The sequence below is a fragment of the Streptomyces sp. NBC_00988 genome, from assembly GCF_045162645.1.
Classification (GTDB): domain Bacteria; phylum Actinomycetota; class Actinomycetes; order Streptomycetales; family Streptomycetaceae; genus Streptomyces.
This window is the reverse complement of sequence record NZ_CP108730.1, coordinates 8,960,072-8,977,357: the sequence shown is the minus strand read 5'-3', so window position 1 is coordinate 8,977,357 and position 17,286 is coordinate 8,960,072. Positions and strand designations below refer to the sequence as shown.

The window sequence follows — 17,286 nt, the reverse complement described above, 5'->3', positions numbered from 1 at the left end:
TACTGTCTCGCCAAGTCATAGGGACGGAGCCTCCCTCCATCCCTGATGACCTGTGCTTTTCCGTGCCATCTCGTCCAACAGAGCTGCCCGGAAGGCGAGTTGACCCCTGCGTTTCGGAAGCCGTGAGGAGACCGCGTGTACTGGCTGAGATTACGAGTGCGGCTGGCTGCCGCGCGTGACCCGAGACCGGCGTCCGGGAGCTACCAACTCCCCTGACCCGGGCCCGCCCTGAGAGGCGGATTCACATCGGCGCGGTGCCGACGGCCTTGCACGAGAAGTCGGCACCGCGCCTCCTGCGAACCACGAGGAGCCGCTGCGATGCAGCATGCCCTGATACCCCCGCGTCCCGACCCAGCACCACGGCCCGGCCGACATCACCGTCTCGGTGAACGGCAGCGATGATGAAGAAGACCACCGGGACCGTCGTCGGTCTCATCGGGTCCGGTTCGCTGCTGCTGACCGTTCCGATCCTCGCCGTCGGCGCCGGAACGGCGTCGGCCTCCTGCTCGACCGGCGGCGCACAGGCTGTGCACACCTCGGCCGTTGCCGCTCAGGTGAAGGCGATCCTGGACGGCGACACCAAGGAGACCGTCTCCGTGCCGGGGCTGGACGATCCGACCGAGCAGGTGCCCAACGCCAAGACGATCCAGGCCACCGGCGTCGCCATGAACATCCCGGCCCGCGGGCAGATCGTGGCCCTGGTGACCGCCCTTCAGGAGAGCCGCCTGCGCAACCTCACCTACGGCGACCGCGATTCGCTGGGGCTGTTCCAGCAGCGTCCGTCGCAGGGCTGGGGCACCGCCAACGAGATCCTCGACATCTAGCTCCGCTCCGATACGGGGCATCCGGGCGGGAGTTGGATGTCCGGGGTGTCCAGGGTGCCGCCGTGCCGTCACGGGTGCGGCGGCACCGCCGTGTTCAGCGGGTGCTCCACTTCTGGTTGTCCTGGCCGTTGCAGTCCCAGAGCTGGAGCCGGGTGCCGTTGGCGGTCTTCTGGTCCTTGACGTCCACGCACTTGTTGGACTGCGGATTGACCAGGTCGTTGCTGGAGTTGAGGCGGAACTGCTGGGCCGGGTTGCCGCTGCACACCGCGATCTGGATCACCGCGCCGTTCGCCGACGAGCCCCAGGCGACGTCCATGCACAGGCCCATCGAGCGGATCGTGCCGTCCGAACGGAAGTCCCACTTCTGCCAGTTCTTGCCGGTGCAGCTGTTGATCTGCAGCGGCGAACCGTCGGCGCCCTTGTGACCCACCATCTCGATGCACTTGTTGGAGGCGTGGCCGTAGATGGTGGTGCCGGGCGCGGCGACCACCGTCTTGGTGGCCGTGACCTTGGTCGTGGTCGTCTTCTTCGAACCCCCGCCGGAGGACGCCTTCTTGGGGGCCTCGGCGGAACTGCCCGCGATCACTCCGGCACCGGAACCGGCACCGGCGGCCGCCGCCCCCGCGCCCTTCTTCACCGTGTTCTTGCCGCCGCTCGGGTGCGAAGGGGTCGCCTTCGGCGAGGTCGGGTCCGGGCTGGCCGAACCGTAGGCGCCGGCACCGCTGTCCGTCGTCTGTCCGTTCAACACGGTTCCGGCGTCGGCCACTTGGTCCGACGGCTTCGAGTCCGAGCTCGACCTGCCGAGCAGACCGGACACCAGGAACGGTACGCCGATCAGCAGCGCGCCAGCTATCGCGGCTCCGGCGAGCAGCCCTCGGGAGGGGCGGCCGAAGGCGGGGGCCGCAGCGGCGGAGTCCTCGCCGGTGTCCGAGCCCGATCCGCTGGTGGCCTCAGCTGTCGCGGATGCGGCCAGGGCGTCGGGGCCCTGGTCGGGGTCGGCGTGGGTGTCGGGGGCGGCTTCGGACGTTGCGCCCTCGTCGGTGCCCACGGCGGCTTCCGCGGTGGGGAGTTGGGCCGCGGCGGCGGGCTGCGCGGGAGGCGTCAGCGCCGCTTCCGCCTGCGCCGCGGTCTCCGGGTCGCCGCCGGTGCGGGCGGCCGTCGCCTCTCCGCTGGTCGGCGGGAGTGCCGCCGCCTCGGTCTCGGGGGCGCCGCCCGCGGTGGTGTCCGGGGCCGCGGCGGGCTCCGTCCCGCCCGTCGCTGCCTGGTGCTGCGGGCTGTTCTTGCCGGACATGCTGGTCCTTCCAGAAAGGTGATCGGGTGACGACCTGTCAGTCGTCGTCCGGGGCGGGCGGGTTGACCGAGAACCGGTTGCCGTCAAAATACAAGGTCAGCGGGGTGCCGTCGGCCTGGCCGAAGCGTTGGGTGCGGCCACCGGGGCTGAGCACCTGGACCGGGCTCCCGGTGTCCCTTACGACCAGTGCCGCCAGGGTGGCCACGTAGAAGGGGGTGTCGGGGCGGGCCAGCACCAAGGCGAGGCGGGCGGAGTCGTCCAGTCCGGCCTCCGCGACGGTCACCATGCCGTTCTGGAGGATCGCCTGGGCGCGCAACTCCTCGGTGAGGGCACCGATGTGGGCCAGCGCGTCGGTCGACACCTCTGTGCCCGGGGCCGGGAACCTCGGGTCGTCGGGCGCGCCATGAGCCGCCACATCGGCCTGGACCCAGCTGAGCAGCGCGCCGTGCGGGTCCCGGGCTCGGGACCACGCGGGGGCGGTACCGGAGTCGGCGAGCAACTGGGCCAGTGAACGGGCGAACGTCTCGGGACGCTGCGCGCGCGATACGGCGGGGCGGTAGCGGGCACCGCCGGAGCCGTCTCCGCGCCGGCCGTTCGTGTCGCCGCCGTCTTCGTCGGCGTCGCTGTCCTCGTCCTCGTCCTCGTCCTCGTCGCTGTCGTCGGGGTCGAACTCGTCTACGTCCACGTCGTCCCCGTGCCGGTTGCCCCGCCCGTGTAGGTCGGCGTCGTCGTCCGAGTCGCCTTCGCCGGACTCGCTCCCGTCGTCCAAGTCCTGCCCGCGACGGCCGTGTTGGCCACCATGCCCGCGCCGGCCGGCCTGATCGTCCTCGTCGGCTTCGTCGTCCGACTCCTCTTCGCCGGACTCGCTCTCCTCGCCCAAGTCCTGCGCGTGCTGGCCCTGTTGACCGCTCTGCCCATGCTCGCCGGCCGGGTCGTCCTCGTCGTCCTCGGATTCCGCGGCGGTGTCGTTCGCGGCTTCGCGTGGCTGGAACTCCGGTTCCCGGGGTGCCACTTGGGGCTCGGCCTCGGGTGCTTCCTGCGGGGTCTCCACCGGTTCGGCGGCCGTCGGTGCCGCCTCTCTGCGGGCCGGTGCCGGGCGGGGGGTACGGCGCGGCCACGTGGCCGGGGTGGCGGCCAGGGAACCCGTCGGCAGGGGGGCCGGGCCCTCGCCCGCCTCCGCTCGCTGGGCCTCCAACAGGGTTACGACATCGGTGAGATCGTGCTCCGCGTTGCGCTGCCGGGCCGCGTGCCTGGCCTGCTCGGCGAGGGAGGCGTCGATCTCGCGCCGGAGGGCGTCGACCGCCTGCTGGGCCTCGTCCCGTGCGGCGACCGCCTGGTCGTGGCGTGCGGTGGCCCCGATGAGCGCCGCCCGGGCCGTGCGGTCCGCCGTGGTCGCCGTCGCGGCCGTGTCCCGGGCGTGGGTCAGGGCGCGGGCGGCGTGGCGTGCCACGTCCTGGGCCAGGCCGAGCCGGCGCCTGGTGTCGTTGGTGGTGTGCTGGGCGGCGTCGACAGCGCGGTCGGCTGCCCCGGCCTCGATCTGTGCCTGGTCCAGCGTTGTACGGGCCCGGTTCCGGCGGGAATCGGGGTCGATCGAGCGGGAGTCGCCCTCGCCTCGGCGCGAACTCCCGCCCTGGGGCGGCGAGTTGGCAGGCCTCTGGCGCGCGGCCTCCTCCGCCTCCCGTGCGGCCGCCTCCGCCGCCGCCAGTTCTTCCTCCGCCGTCGGGACCGCGTCGTGGTACTCCCCCGCCACCCGGGTCGCTTCCGTCACGCGCTCGGTCTGACCCTGGAGATCCGTGGTCAACTGCGTTACGCGGGCCCGCCGTTCCTGATCGGTGCGTTCGGCGACCGGGACGGCCCGCTGGGCGGCGGTGAGTTCGGCGGCCGCGGTCTCCGCGGTGGCACGGGCGTGGTTCCGGTCCAGCTCCGCCTGTGTCACCGGCAGCTCGGCCTCGTCCAACACGCGTTGGGTGTCCGGCACTTGGTCCTGGAGCCGGCGCTCCCGCGTGTTAGCGGCGTGCTCCGCCCGCGCGGCCTCCTCCAGTGTGCGCACCTGATCCCGTACGGCCGCCCAACCGGCGTCGTGGACCGCGTCGTCCTGCCCCAGGCCATCCCGGCCCGGGCCGCCCAGCCGCGCGCCGCCTCGACCCGCGCCGCTGGGGCCCGACTCGCCCTGACCCACGCCACCTTGACGCGCACCACCCAGGCCCGCACCACCCCGCCCCGCGCTGCTCGGCCCCCCGCCGTCCCGCTCCTCGTCGCCGCGCTCGTCCGCGTCCAGCGTCCCCTCCGGGTCCCCGTTCACGTCGAACCGGCGGAACCGCACGCCCTCGCCGTCACGCAGCGCGAGTTCGACGGGCCGCCGTAGCAACGCGGCCGTGCCCGAAGCGGCGTACAGCGCGCGGGCCGTCTGGCGCGGGCCGCCGTCGGTGGCGAGCCACAGCTGGAGCATGGCGGTGTCGTCGCGGGCCGGGTCCGGGTCCGTCTCGATGCCGTGGGCCAGCAGGGTCGGGAGGTCGCGGAGCGACACCGTGCGCCAGTCGCGCAGGACCGCGTCCGCGGGGGCGTTCCGCGCCTGGGCGTCGGCCGCCTCGCGGACCAGGGACGCGCCGTCGTAGACGCCCGGGTCCGTGCGGCCCGTGGTGACGCCGTGGCCGAGGAGGTCGCGCTCCGTGGGGCGCAGCCGGACCGTGCCGGAGACGTACCGGGTGCCGTTCGGGCCGTGGACGGTGATCAGGGCGTCGGCGAGTATCTCGTGGCTGCGGGTGCCGCGCGTGCCCGCCGGGATCTTGGTGTCGCCGCGCTTGAGCCACTCGCGGCGGGTGCCCGCGACGGCGGCGCCCGAGCCGGGGTCCTGGGCCGGGCGGGCCAGGGCCGGCGCGGTGAAGCCGAGGAGTTGGCGGTTGGAGTCGTGGAGGCTGAAGGCGCCCTGGGCCGCGAGGCTGCCGGTGAGGCCCGCGTGCGAGGCGGAGCCCGCGCTGACCGTGCTGAGCCGGACCCGGTCGATCGTCACGTCGCCGGCGTCGGTCTCCCGGCGCGGCCGGTACAGCTCCACGGAAAGCCGGGGCGGGGTGTCGGGGTCGCCCTGGAACGGGTAGGCGCCCGGCATCGTGGTGGTGATGCCGGCGGGGCCGCGCGGGTGGTCCAGCTCGATCGTGCCGGCCTGGAGGAGTTCGCCGACCCGTACGGCGGTGGCGTCCGCGGAGTCGGAGGCGGCGAGCCGGCGCCAGGAGCCGGTGAGGGCCGGGGCCACCTCGTCGAGCGCGGCGGCGAGGTGGGTGCCCGCGTCGAAGGAGAAGACCGGTGCGGGGCCGCCAGGCGTGAAGCGGTGTCCGTTCGGCGTCGGCCGGATCGGCGAGTGGTCCGCCGTCAACTGCGCCACCGGCTCCGGGGGTTCGGCGGTCTCGCTGCCGGTGAAGCGGAGCGCGGCGGCGGTGTACACGGTGACGCTCCGCGCCCGCCGGCCGAGGAACAGGTGGGCGATGCGCTGGGCGAGCGGGGTGTCCGCGTCGGTCAGGCTGAGCACGCCGTGCTGGAGCACGCTGCCCGGCAGGTCCACCAGCCAGTCGGTGGTCAGTGAGGACCGTACGGTGGCGACGATCCGGTACGGGACGCCGTCGAAGTCGGCGACGTTGTCGGTGCGCAGCCAGTGCCGGTCCTCGGCGGTCCGGGTCACCCGCGCCGAGTTGCCGCGCACGGTGTCGGCGCCGAGCAGTGCGGCCGCCCGGTCGGTGCGGGGGCCGCCGGTGGGCCTCGGGAGCCGGGTCTGGAGCTGGGCGAACGCGGAGTGCCGGGTGCTGTCGGAGGTCTTGTCGGTCACGACGGACGGGGTGTGGCCGAGGTACTGCTCGATGCCGGTGCCCGGTGCCCCGTCGCGGCCGCGCACCTGTCGTAGCGCGTGGTCGTCGGCGTCCGGCTCGGCGGAGAGGGTGACCTCGACGAGGCGGGCGCCGCCGTAGCCGACGTGCCGGAACCGGAAGCGCTGGGCGCGGCCGGGGCCGCGGCCGGCCAGGGTGCGGAGGCCGGCCGTGGAGGTGAGGTCGGCGATGCGGGTGTCGACGCCGGAGAGGTACGACGCGTGGCCCGGGCGGGTCGTGCCGGGGGCCTCCTCCTCGATGAGGGCGAGGAGTTGCTGCCGGAGGAGGTCGGGGCGTTGCACGGTACGCAGGGCGTCGGTGTACTGGTCCATCGCCTGGACGCTGCCGAGGCCCACCTCGCGGGAGGCGATGAAGCGGCGCGGCAGGGGCACGGAGCGCGGTATCTCCGCGGGCATGGTGAGACCGGGCACGGTCGCGAACCAGGCGGGGTGGCGCCGGATCTGGGCCGGGCTGACGAGGAACCGTACGGCGTCCGGGAGTTCGACCGCCACGGTCACGGCGCGGCCCTCGCCCTGCCCGAAGGCGTTGCCCACGGCGTTGCGGGTGCCGCGCCGGAACGTGACCAGCAGAAGCGCGTCGGCCGTGATGCGGTGCTGGGCGCCGCCCTCGGTGGCCGTGCGGTGCACGACCGTCGAGGAGGCGAGCGCTCGCCCCTTCTCCTGGCGGGTGGTGCGGGTGTAGCGGCCCGAGGGGTTGAAGGTCGCACTGCGGGACGCGGAACCGGTCGTGGAACTGCTGCCTTGTTGCTCTGCCGGTTCGTCGGCGCGGCGTTGCATGCCGCCGTCGCCGAGGCCGCCGATGTCGCCGTCGTTGCCCGCGGCCTGGTCGGAGCCCGGGGTCTGGGCCGAGGAGTTGTTGCGGACCGCGGTGAAGCCGCCCGCCCACTGCGCCGCGCTGGACACCCCGCGCTGCTGCCCGGCGCCGTCGCCGGCGTTGAGCCCGGTCTCGAAGTACTGCGTGATCTCGGCCGACGCCCGCGGCCTGCGCAGGGTGCCGCGGATCTCGACCGACAGGACCTCGTCCGCGGCGAGCCCCGGCAGGGTGAGCCCCTCGATCACATAGGCGCCCTTGAGCACCTGGTGGCCGCGGGCCAGCAGGGCGGCGGGGTTGCGGGCGGCGCTGAGCATCTCCGCCGTCACCGTGGTCGGATCGGTGGCCGCGGCACCGGCCAGCGACTCGCCGACGGCGCGTCCGACACGCGCCACCGGAGCGGGAGTCAGGCCCGCGACCGTGTCCCGTACGCCGTCCATCAGACCGCGTGCCGGATGCCCCTGGTAGGTGTTGCCGAGCACCGCGCGGAACGCGTCGTCGAGCGCGGCCGACGCCCGGAACACCTCCACCATCGAGTCGTCGGGCAGCGGTACCGAGTCGGGCAGTGGGGTGCCGTGCTCGTCGGTCAGGCCGAGCGCCGTGCGGTCGGCGTCGTTGGCGGCCCGCACGGTGTGTGCGGCGGGCGCCGCCGGAACGTCCTCGTCGGCGGGCAGCGTACGGAGCGTCGGCACCGCCAGCTTCAGCGTCCCCCGCACCCGGTCCGGCGGCGGAGGCGCGGGCGGGTCGTCAGGGCCGGGCGCCGGGGCGCCGTGCGGGGCATACGGCTCCATGGCCGTCAGGGGCGCGAACCGCACCAGGGGCTCCTCCCCCGGCCCCTCGTACAGGTCGAGCCCGAAGGTGGCCGGCACCTCGAACACCTCGGTGCGCTGTCCCGCCCCGGTGCCCTGGAACTGCTGGTCGTGCCCGAGGGACAACTGCACACTGTTGTCGTGCTGCACTTGGTGGGAGCGCACATGGTCGGCGGTGCCGCCGAGGGTCCACGCGCCGTCGCGCACCGGGATGCCGAACGAACCGCCGGCGCCGTACGACACCCCGTACTGCGAGCCGTTCTGGTCGGTGGCGACCGTCGACAGCGAGACCAGGCCGATGGTCTCCACGTGCGGCAGCACCGTGGTGTGCCTGCTCTCGCCCGCGCCGCGCTCCGCGCTGAGCACCAGCCGCACCCGGCGGCTGCCGGTCAGGGTCGGGATCTCCAGGAAGAGCGAGTGGCCGCCGTCCAGCATGGCGTCCGTCGCGGCCCGCAGCCCGATCTCCGACCGGGTCTGCTCGAACCGCCGCAGGTTGTTCAACTGGGCCTGCACCAGCGCCTCGTCGGGCAGCACCCGGTTGCGGGCGTTGTCGTCGGCGGGCAGGAAGCCCTCGCGGCGCAGCCAGTTCTCGGCGGGCACGAAGAGGCGATGGGCTTCCGTCACGGCCAGCGGTGTCGCGCTGGCGCCGATCGACCGCAGATGCTCCAACTCCGCCGGGAGCCGCCGCAGTTCCTCCTCCGTCGGGACATGGCCCGCGGCGTCCTCGGCGGTCATCACCCGCAGATGCATGCCGGCCCGCCACTCGCCCGGCTCGAAGATCTCCCGCCCGCCGCCCGGCCGGTGGAACACCAGCGTGTGCCGTACCGAGGCCGGCGCCAGCAGGTGACTGCGCTTGGTGCGCACCTCGTGCATCAGCGCCGCGCCGGCGCTCTGGTTCAGCGCGTCGCTCGTCCCCGCCTGGACCGAGACCCGCCCCAGCACACCGCCGCCGACCCGCCGTGTCGCCTCCGAGTGACCCTCGCTGTGGTCGCCGGTGAGCGCCGGCCCGACGCTCCCGGACAGGGACGCGCCGCTGCTGAACTTCGACTGGGCGTCGAGCTTCACCGACTGCGTGAGGTGGCTCTCCAGGTTGACCTTCCCGGCGACGGTCTGCCGCTGCGGCTCGCCCACGTCCACGTCGGTCAGCAACTGGAACATGCCGAGCGCGCGCCCCGACGTGTCGAGCAGCACCGGCGAGAAGACGCCTCCCTGCCGCTGCATCGGCAGGGTGCCCCGCAGCATCGGCTCCGACAGGAACGTCTCCAGCTCCGCCCGGGAGTCCTCGCCCAACTCCCGTAGCCGGGTGCTGAATCGCTGGAGCGTCTCCGCGAGCAGCCGCCCCGGATCCGCCACCGTGTCCACGCCCCAGATCGGCAGCACGTCCAGACCCGCGGCCGTCGGCAGCTCCCCGTCCTCGTCCCGCGCCAGATGCTGCGGGAACCAGAGGGTCACCGGCCCGTGCGACTGCGCCGGCGACCAGGTGACGGGCGCGGCCAGCGCCGGAGTGTCGACGCGTACCTCCCACATGGCGGTGAAGTCGTACGGTTCCGAAGGCTCGTTGCTGCGCTGCGCCGTCGTCGACGTCACGCCCGTGGTCACCGACGCGCTCGACGAGAGCTGGTTCAACGTCAGCGCGAGGGTCAGCGCGGCATCGACACCGCGCACCGGGATCGCCCGGGTCACCGGGAACAGCGCGGTCCAAGGCAGCATCAGCGTACGGATGTTGCCGGACGCCTCCGACGACACGGACTCCTGCGAACCGATGCCACGCCGCTCCACCCGTACGTCCCGCACACCGCCCTCGGCCTGCCCGTACCGGGCCGCCGCCGTCGGGTTCGAGAGCCCCATCCGCAGGTCGACGTCCCGGTCCCGGCCGTCCACGGTCACCCTGATCCGGAAACCCAGACTCCCGCGCAGATACGGCAGGTTGAGCACCAGCTCCTCGGCACTCGCCACCGTCCGCAACTGCTCCCGCACCGGGTGCGTGTCCGGCGCGTTCCCCAGCCCGAGCGCCGTCATCACCTGCTGGTGCAGCCCGTTCACGAGGTCCGCCGACAGCGGTTCGGGGAGCACCAGGCCCACGTTGCCGTCCTGATGACGACCGTAGTCGCGGACGTACGTCGAAGAAGGCGCCGCCACCGGCGCGTTGGAGGCGGGCCAGGTCAGGGGGGTGTCCGTGGGGATGGGGGTGGTGTCGGGGTCCTGGGCCGGGGTCGTGTCGTTCTGGCCTGTGTGGTCGTGGAGTTGGGGGCCGGCCGCGGTGACGTTCTCGATCGTGCGGAGGTAGCGCTGCGGGATGTGGACGGGGGTCTGTGTGCCGGCCATGACGCCGGTGGTGCGGACGGTGGTGCTGTTCGGGTGGTTGCGGAGAAGGAAGTCGTTGTCGCGCTGTTCGTCCGGCAGGCCGAGGTAGTGCAGGACCTCGTGGAGCAGGTCCTCGTCGGAATGGTTGGCGTCGAGGTGGAGTTGGTTGGCGCGGGCCGGTTTCGCGGTGTCGGTGAGAGTGATCGTCTCGGGGTGATCGGGGTCGCTGATCAGGTTCAGGTTGATGTGGAGCTGGTCGCCCGAACTGGGCAGCGCCAGGCCGGAGTTGAGGTGCGTGTCCAGGAGACCGGTGATGCGGTCGTTGAGTCGGGTGGTCAGCGCCGGGTTCGTGGCGGTGACCGGGAGGTTGAGCGTGTAGTCGCGGATCCACTGGCCGTTGGGCGCCTGGATACGACGGATGGTGGCACGGACGAGCGTCGTAGCACCGCTAAGTACTCCGGGCCGGGGCGAGTTGGACTGGTCCGCATGCGGATCGAACCGCTCGGTGGAGTGAACAGCCGGGCGGGCGTGGGGACGCAGGCCGTGCCAGGTGTCCTTGGAGGCGGGGTCGGCGACGCGGGACGCAGGCAGGTCGTCACCGGCGGCGCGGGTCGGCGCGGGACGGTAACGGCCGTCCGGCTGAACGCTGTTGGCGTCCTCGGGGCCCCGGGGTGCGTTCGACGGGGTGATGTTCGCCGGGGTGGTACCCGTGTTCGCGGCGCTCGCGCTGTAGTGGTTCAGGCCCGTGTAGTGGACCTCCAGCGCGGGGGTGTTGGTGGTCGGGCCGTAGCGCAGCACGATGCCGCGGGGGCCGCCGGTCGCGGTGGTGCCGGCGAGCGGGGCGGGCATCGGCTGGAAGACGTGGATCGGGGCGTCGAGGGTGTCGGCGAGGAGGGGCAGGAAGGTGTCGCCGATCGGGTTCGCCCACGCGGCCGACCAGTTGCCCACCGCGCTGCCGAGCATGTTCGCCTCGTCCTGGCTGAGTGCGGCGGTGCTGCGGTGGTAACCGGCGATCAGCAGCGACCGGCGCTCGTCCGTGGTCATGGTGGCGAGGGTCGGCAGTCCGTTCACCGCACGCAGATAGGCGAACATACGGCGGTTGCTCGGCGCGGCGCCGGTGAGTGCGGGCGGTGCGCCCGGCATGGAGACCGCTTGCAGATAGCGGGTCTGGAGGTCGACCGGGTCCAGGTCCTCGGCGTGGGTCACGCCCTGGATGCCGTAGCGGACCAGTTCGTTGTCGATCTGGGCGGCGGGCATGTTCTGGACCGCCGCGGTGAAGGGGGTGACGAGGACGCCCCGGAGCTGGCCGAGCACCTGCGGCGGGAGCGGGCGGCTGCCGTCGCGTGCGGCCGCCAGCCGGGCCAGGACCAGGTTCTGCAACTCCTGCCGTGCGGCCCGTAGTTGATTGGATCCCCGGTCGCCGGCCTGCGGGTTCTGCGCCATCGTCCTGAGGGCCCGTTGTACGTCGTCGGGCCGGGCGAGCCAGGCGGCGGTGGCCGGGGCGAGGGCCTGGGTGGTGCCGGTGGCGGCGGCCTGCTGGAGGCGGGTGCGGACCAGGTGGGGGGCGCTGCCGATGACGGCGTAGAGGAGGCAGTTGCCGTCACCGGGGGTCTGGACGGCGTTGCCGGTGGGGCCGACGTAGGGGGTCAGGGGGGCGGCGGGGGTTGTGGCGGGCGGCGGGGTCGTGGCCTTGCCCTTGCCCTTGTCGACGCCCGTGTTCTTGTCGGTGGCCGGCTTCTTGTCCTTGCCGGTCTTGTCGCCCTTACCCGTCTTGTCCGTCTTGGCGTTGCCCGTACCGGACTTGGGCGGCCCGCTCTTCTTCGGCTGCGGTTTCGTCGTGGTCGGGGTCGTCCCCGTGGTCCCCGTCGTCCCGGCATTCGTGGTGGTGCCGGTGGTCGTCGCGGGCGCCGGAGTGTGCGTCTGGCCGCCCGCCGGGAGGGCCGCGGCGCGGCCGTCAGGGGCAGGCCAGCGGGGCGGGGTGGTGGCGAAGGTCGTCCGCAGGGACTGTTCGGGGGTCGGGGCGCTGTCCTGGACGTCGCTGGACAGACCTGGCAGCGCGGCGGTGGCCGACATCTGGTCGGCGGCGGCCTGCAACTGCGCGGTGACGGCGGCGGCGACCAGCCCGTTGCGGCGGGCGACTTCGGCCTCGGCCGCGGTCACCCGGCCCCGGGCGACGGTCTCGTCCCGCGTGGCGAGCTGCACGTCGGCAGCCGCGTCGGCCTCGGCTGCCGCGGCCTCCGCCGCCTTCTCCACGGCCTCCTCGTGGTTCTCCTCCTCCGCGCCGATGCGGTCCGGGCCGACCTCGACGATGTGCTCCGCCCGCGCCAGCACCGGCCGGGCCGCGGTGAGCGCGGTGGTGGCCTGCTGGATCGCGTTGTCGGCGGCGGTGATCGCCGGGAGCGCGGCCTGTACGCGGGGGTCGCCGGCGACATCGGGCGCGGGGATGTGGGGACGCGGGGCGCCGGGGGCGACGGGGGCCGGTACGGGTGCGGGGGCAGGGGCGGTACTCGACTGCCCGTTCTTCGCGGCCTGTTGGGCGGCGGCCCGTGCCGCGGCGGCGCGCTCTTCACGCACGGTGTTCTCGGCCCGTGTCAGCGCCGCCAGGGCCGTCTGGAGGTCGTGGCGACCCTTGGTCTCGTCCCGCTCGTGCCGCTCGATGACCGACGGCAAGGTCGTGACGGTGTTCCGGGCCTCCGCGAGGTCCCGCTTCAGCCGCGCGACCAGCGCCTCGGCCTTGCGCGCGGCCTCGGCGGCGTCGGCGGCCGCCTTCTTCGCGTCCGCGTGGGCGTCGGTCGCGTTCTTGACCGCGAGTCGCGCCTTCCCGTGCGCTTCTACGGCGGCCGTGTGCGCCCGGTTGGCCTGCTGGAGGGAGGCGGTGAGGCGGTTCAGCCGCTGCGGGGTGTCGGCGAGGGTTTCGGTGGCGGTGTGCAGGAGTTCGGCCTGGACGTCGAAGGCGTCCCACGCGGTGGCCAGGTCGGGGTCGGCGGTGACGAGGGCGCCCTCGGGGGTGAACTCCCAGCGGCGGATGCCCTGCGGGTCACGGGTCATCAACTCCAGCGGACGGTTGCCGAGCACAGCCGTACGGGAGGCCGCGTAAAGCGCCTGGCCGAGGTGCTCGCCCTGCGGGTCGGCGCCGAGGGCCACCCAGACCTGCACGCCGTGACTGCCCGGAGGGATCGCGGAGTTGAGGCGTTCGGGCAAGGTGTGCGGCTCGGCCGTGGCCCAGTCGGGAACGAGCGCGGGCAGGTCGTGGAGGTTCGGCGGGGTCTCCGCCGGGGTGAGCAGACCGTGGCCGAGGAGGTCACGCTCCTCGATGCGGAGGGTGACCGTACCGGTGACGTGACGGATGCCTTCAGGTCCCTCGACGAGCAGATGTGCGTCGGCGTCGACGACGTAACTCCGCGTCCCCCGCGCCCCGTTGGCGGGCGCGGCGGTGCTGCCGGACTTCAGCCAGTCACGGCGGCTGCCGGTGGTGGTGCCACCGAAGGTCGAAGGCTGGGTCTGCCGCTGGGCGAGCGGAACGTTGATGCCCGCGATCTCGTGGTTGTCGTCATCGCCACTGAGAAGTTCCGTGAACGAGGTCGCGAGGGAGTGGTCGGCGCCGGCCGCGGTGCTCACCGTGTCGGTGGTGTTGTGGAGTTGGTCGAGCGTGACGTCGTCGGCGTTGGTGGAACGGCGCGGGTTGTACAGGGTCACCGCGATCGACGGCGCGTGATCGGGTGCCCCCTCGAAGGGCGCGGTGCCGGGCATCTTGCGGGTGAGGTCGGCAGCCAGCCGGGGACGGTCGAGGGAGACCCGTCCGGCCTGGATCAACTGGCCCAGCCGGACCGCCTGTCCTTCCACCGAGACCGAGGTGATCTGTGAATGCCAGCCTCGACCGCCGCGTGGGGCAACGTCGTTGAGCGCCGTCTCCAGATGCGCCCAGCCGTCGAAGTGGAACGCCGGGGTCGGTCCCACCGGGTGGAACATCTGCGCGTCGGCGAGATACGGCCCGGCGGCGGGACCGGCCGGCCGCACGGTGTTGCGCGGGTCGGCGCCGGAGACGACGGACGGGGCGTTGACCGGAGCCGGGCCGCCCGCGCCGGGCAGGGCGGTCTCGGTGCCGGTGAAGCGCAGGGTCAGCCGGACCGGGACGGTGCTGGTGCGCGGGTTGCCCCGGGCCATCAACTCGTCTATCCACCGGCGTACGTCGCCGTCCGCGTCGGACCAGGCGATGACACCGTTCTGGATGAGACCGCCGATGACGTTCGGCGGCCAGTCGGTCACCAGCGCGGAGCGGACGGACAGCTCGTAGTCGTACTGGAGGCCGTCGAAGTCGGCGCCGTTGTCGGTACGCAGCCAGAAGCGGTTGTCGGCGGTGGTGGCCCGCCGGGCGGAGATGCTGGTGGCCGCCTGCGGGGTGAACACGGGTGCCGCGCGGTCCGTCTTGGACGGGTCCGGGCCCTGGTTGGGGCGGAGGTAGCGGGTCGTCAGGGTGACCGGGAGCTGTTTCTGCCGGACCGAGGCGCGGGTGGTGGTGCGGCCCGCGGAGGTGTGCGACTGCCACTGTTCGAGGCCCGAGCCGGGCGTCGAGAAACCCCGGACACCGGCCAGGTTCTGGGTCCGCCGGGGCCGTGCCGTGAGCGTGACCTCGACCAGCCGCTCGCCGCCGTGGCCGTGGTGGCGGAAGTGGAAGCGGGTGGTGGCCCGGCGCGGGGTGCCGTCCGGACCGCGTCCGGGCAGCGACCGCAGCCCGGCCGACGAGGTGAGCTGCGCGACCCGGCTGTGCACGCCCTGCTGGTAACCGGAGTGCCCCGGCGTGACCGCTCCGGGTGCCTCGGCCTCCACCAGCGCCAGCAGCTCGCGACCGACCTGCCCGCGCCGCTCCCTCGGGTTGACCGGCCCCAGTGGGACCTGGCCGGCGGTGGGCCCGGTCGTCGGGACGGGGGCCGCGACGGGCCGGTCGTACTCGATGACCGAGAGGACACCGCCGAGGCCCAGTTCCCGGTTGTGGGTGTACGGCGCCGGGAGGGCCGCCGTCAACGCCGGGGCGGGCGCGGGCGTGAGCCCCTGCACCGAGCCCATCCACCTTGCGTCGCGGGCGAGTTGGCCCTGGGTCATGAGGAACTGGAGGCCGTCGGGGACATCCACCGCGAAGGTGACGGGGTCGACCGTGCCGGGTTCGCCGACGCCGTTGAACAGGGTGCGGGAGCCCGCGCGGACCGTGACGAGGTAGGTGACGTCGGCGACCACGCGGTGCAGGGTGCCGCTCTCGGTGGGGGTGCGGTTGACGCCCGTACTGGCGGAGAGGGTGTCGGCGGTGTCGGTACGGGCGACGTAGCCGAGCCGTGCCGAGGGGTTGAAGAGGCCCTTGTACGACTTGCCGCTGGTCTGGCTGGTGGAGACCGAACCGTCCGACTCCGGACCGCTGTTGCCTTGCCCGGCCGGCTGCGGGGGCGGGTTCTGGGTGAGCACCCCGCTGCCGCCGAACTGGTGTGACTTCCCAAGGGACTTGAGCTGCTGGGCACTGTCGGTGGCCGAGACGCCGGTCTCCAGATACTGCCGGGTGGTGTCCAGCAGCCGAGGCCGATGCGCGACGGCCTGGATCTCCAGCGAGTACTGACCGTCCGCGAGCGTCCCCGGCAGGCTCAGACCCTCAACTACATAGGAGTTCTTGAACAGTTCGTGCCCGTGGGCGACAAGACTGCCCGGCGTGATCGCCGCGTGCCGGGTCTCGGCGGCGCGCGTCCTGCTGTCCGTGAGCCCGCGCCCGGCGAGCGGGGAGATGCCGTCGCGCGGAGCCGGGACGGCGGTCGGGGCGGGGGCGGTACCGGTGGTCGCCGGGGCCGTACCGGTCGTCGCAGGGGCGGTGACCGGGAGGATCGGACCCGTGCCGGTGGTGGCGGGGGGCGTCGGCTGGGCCTGGTTGCGGATCTCCGCTGCGGCCCGCTGGAAGGCCGACTCGACGGCCGCCGAGCCGCGCACGGTGTCGATCAACGCGTCGTCCGGTATCCGCACCAGCTCCGGGCGCGGGGTGCCGGTGGCGTCGGTCGCGTCGAGCCGTGCCCTGTCGACCGCGTTGGGCCGACGCGGCACCCCGTCGGTACGTGCGGGCGCCGCGGGGGTCGTCGCGGGCGCGTGCGTACGGCCGTCCGGCACCGCAAGCCGCAGCGAACCGGTGACCGTCGGCGCCGGGGCAACAGGCGGCGCACCGGCGGCAGTTGGTGCCGGTACGGCGGCCGGTGCCGGTGCCGCGGCCTGGTTCACGTTCCGCCCGAACCGCTCGCTGGGCTGGTCGCTGTCGTCCGCGTACAGGTCCAGGGCCAACCGCACCGGCACGTCGAACGCGTGGCTGTCCTGACCGGTGCCGATGTAGAACTGGTCGTGCGAGGTCGCGCCGCCCACGGTGTCGCCGTGGGTGACCTGGTGGCCGTACTGATAGTCGGCCCCGAATCCGATGGACCCCCAACTCCCCGTCGGCCCGCTGACACTGGCCATCGGCCCGAGCGCGCCGCCGTACGACTCACCGCGCTGCTCGGCGTCGCTGCCCGCCATCTGCGCCAGACCCATGACCTGGATGCCCGGCAAAACCAGGTGATGGGTGCTGGCCTGCCCGGTGTCACGGTCGGCGGTGAGCAACAGCCGGACCCGACGGACGCCCGTGTCACTGCTGTTGGGCACCTCGAAGTGCAAGGAGTGGCCACCGTCGACCATCGCGTCGGTCGCGGCACGCAGCCCCGTACGGGAGCGCGCCTCCCTCAGGCGGCGCAGGTTGTTGAGTTGCGCGTGCAGCCGGATCTGGTGCTCGGGCTCGTGGTTGCGCACCGCCTGCCTCAGCCGCGCGCCAACTCCGTTGGGGGCCGGGGCCGTTGGGACGGGCGGCAGGAAACCCTCACGGCGCAGCCACGTCTCGGCCTCGTCGAACAGGCCGTCCGTGCCGGTGACGTCGAGCGGGGCCGCGCTCAGCCCGATGCCGTCCAACCGCTCCAGGGAGTCCGGGAGTTCACGTGTCTCGGCGGCGGTCGGCGTGTGCCCGGTGGCGTCCGTCTTGCTCAGGACCCGTAGGTCCATGCCGTGCGTCTGGGTGAGCGCAGGCGCCCGTGTCTCGGTGCCGTCGGGCCGGATCAGGGTGACCCGGTAGGTGACGCCGGAGGGGGTGAGGAGATGGCCGCGGTTGGTGCGGATCGCGTGCATCGTGCCCGCGGAACTGCTCGCGCTGTAGGTGTTGGTGACGGTCGCCTGGGTCTGCCCGCGCAGGCCGAGACTGCCGCCGATGGTGCTGGAGGCGTCCGGATGACCCTGGCTGTGGTCACCGGTGAGAGCGGCGGCACCACTCCCGCTGACCCCGATCCCGCTGGTGTACTTCGAGGAGAGGTCCACCTTCGCGGTGTTGA

At 73.4% G+C, this 17,286-nt stretch carries 2 protein-coding genes and 1 pseudogene (1 of these 3 running past the window's edge); 1 reads left to right on the top strand and 2 read right to left on the bottom strand.

What is annotated here, in order from left to right:
• Positions 1-401: 401 nt before the first annotated feature.
• Positions 402-818: pseudogene (locus tag OG496_RS40950) on the top strand (hypothetical protein); the annotation flags it as partial.
• 100 nt (positions 819-918) lie between these two features.
• Here the strand turns inward: OG496_RS40950 and OG496_RS40945 are convergent.
• Positions 919-2,115: a ricin-type beta-trefoil lectin domain protein gene (locus OG496_RS40945; protein WP_405974437.1), complete on the bottom strand. Its 1,197-nt coding sequence runs from the start codon at positions 2,113-2,115 to the stop codon at positions 919-921.
• Positions 2,116-2,152: 37 nt separating this feature from the next.
• Positions 2,153-17,286, bottom strand: the end of a protein-coding gene (locus OG496_RS40940; RefSeq protein WP_405974436.1) for a hypothetical protein. The gene runs 21,724 nt beyond the window's last position; 15,134 of the gene's 36,858 nt are visible here — the last part of the coding sequence; the start codon falls outside the window, past its right edge; its stop codon occupies positions 2,153-2,155.

Bases quoted from the DNA above. Each gene is read 5' to 3' on its own strand.
- OG496_RS40945 (WP_405974437.1), bottom strand. From the start codon at position 2,115: ATGTCCGGCAAGAACAGCCCGCAGCACCAGGCAGCGACGGGCGGGACG.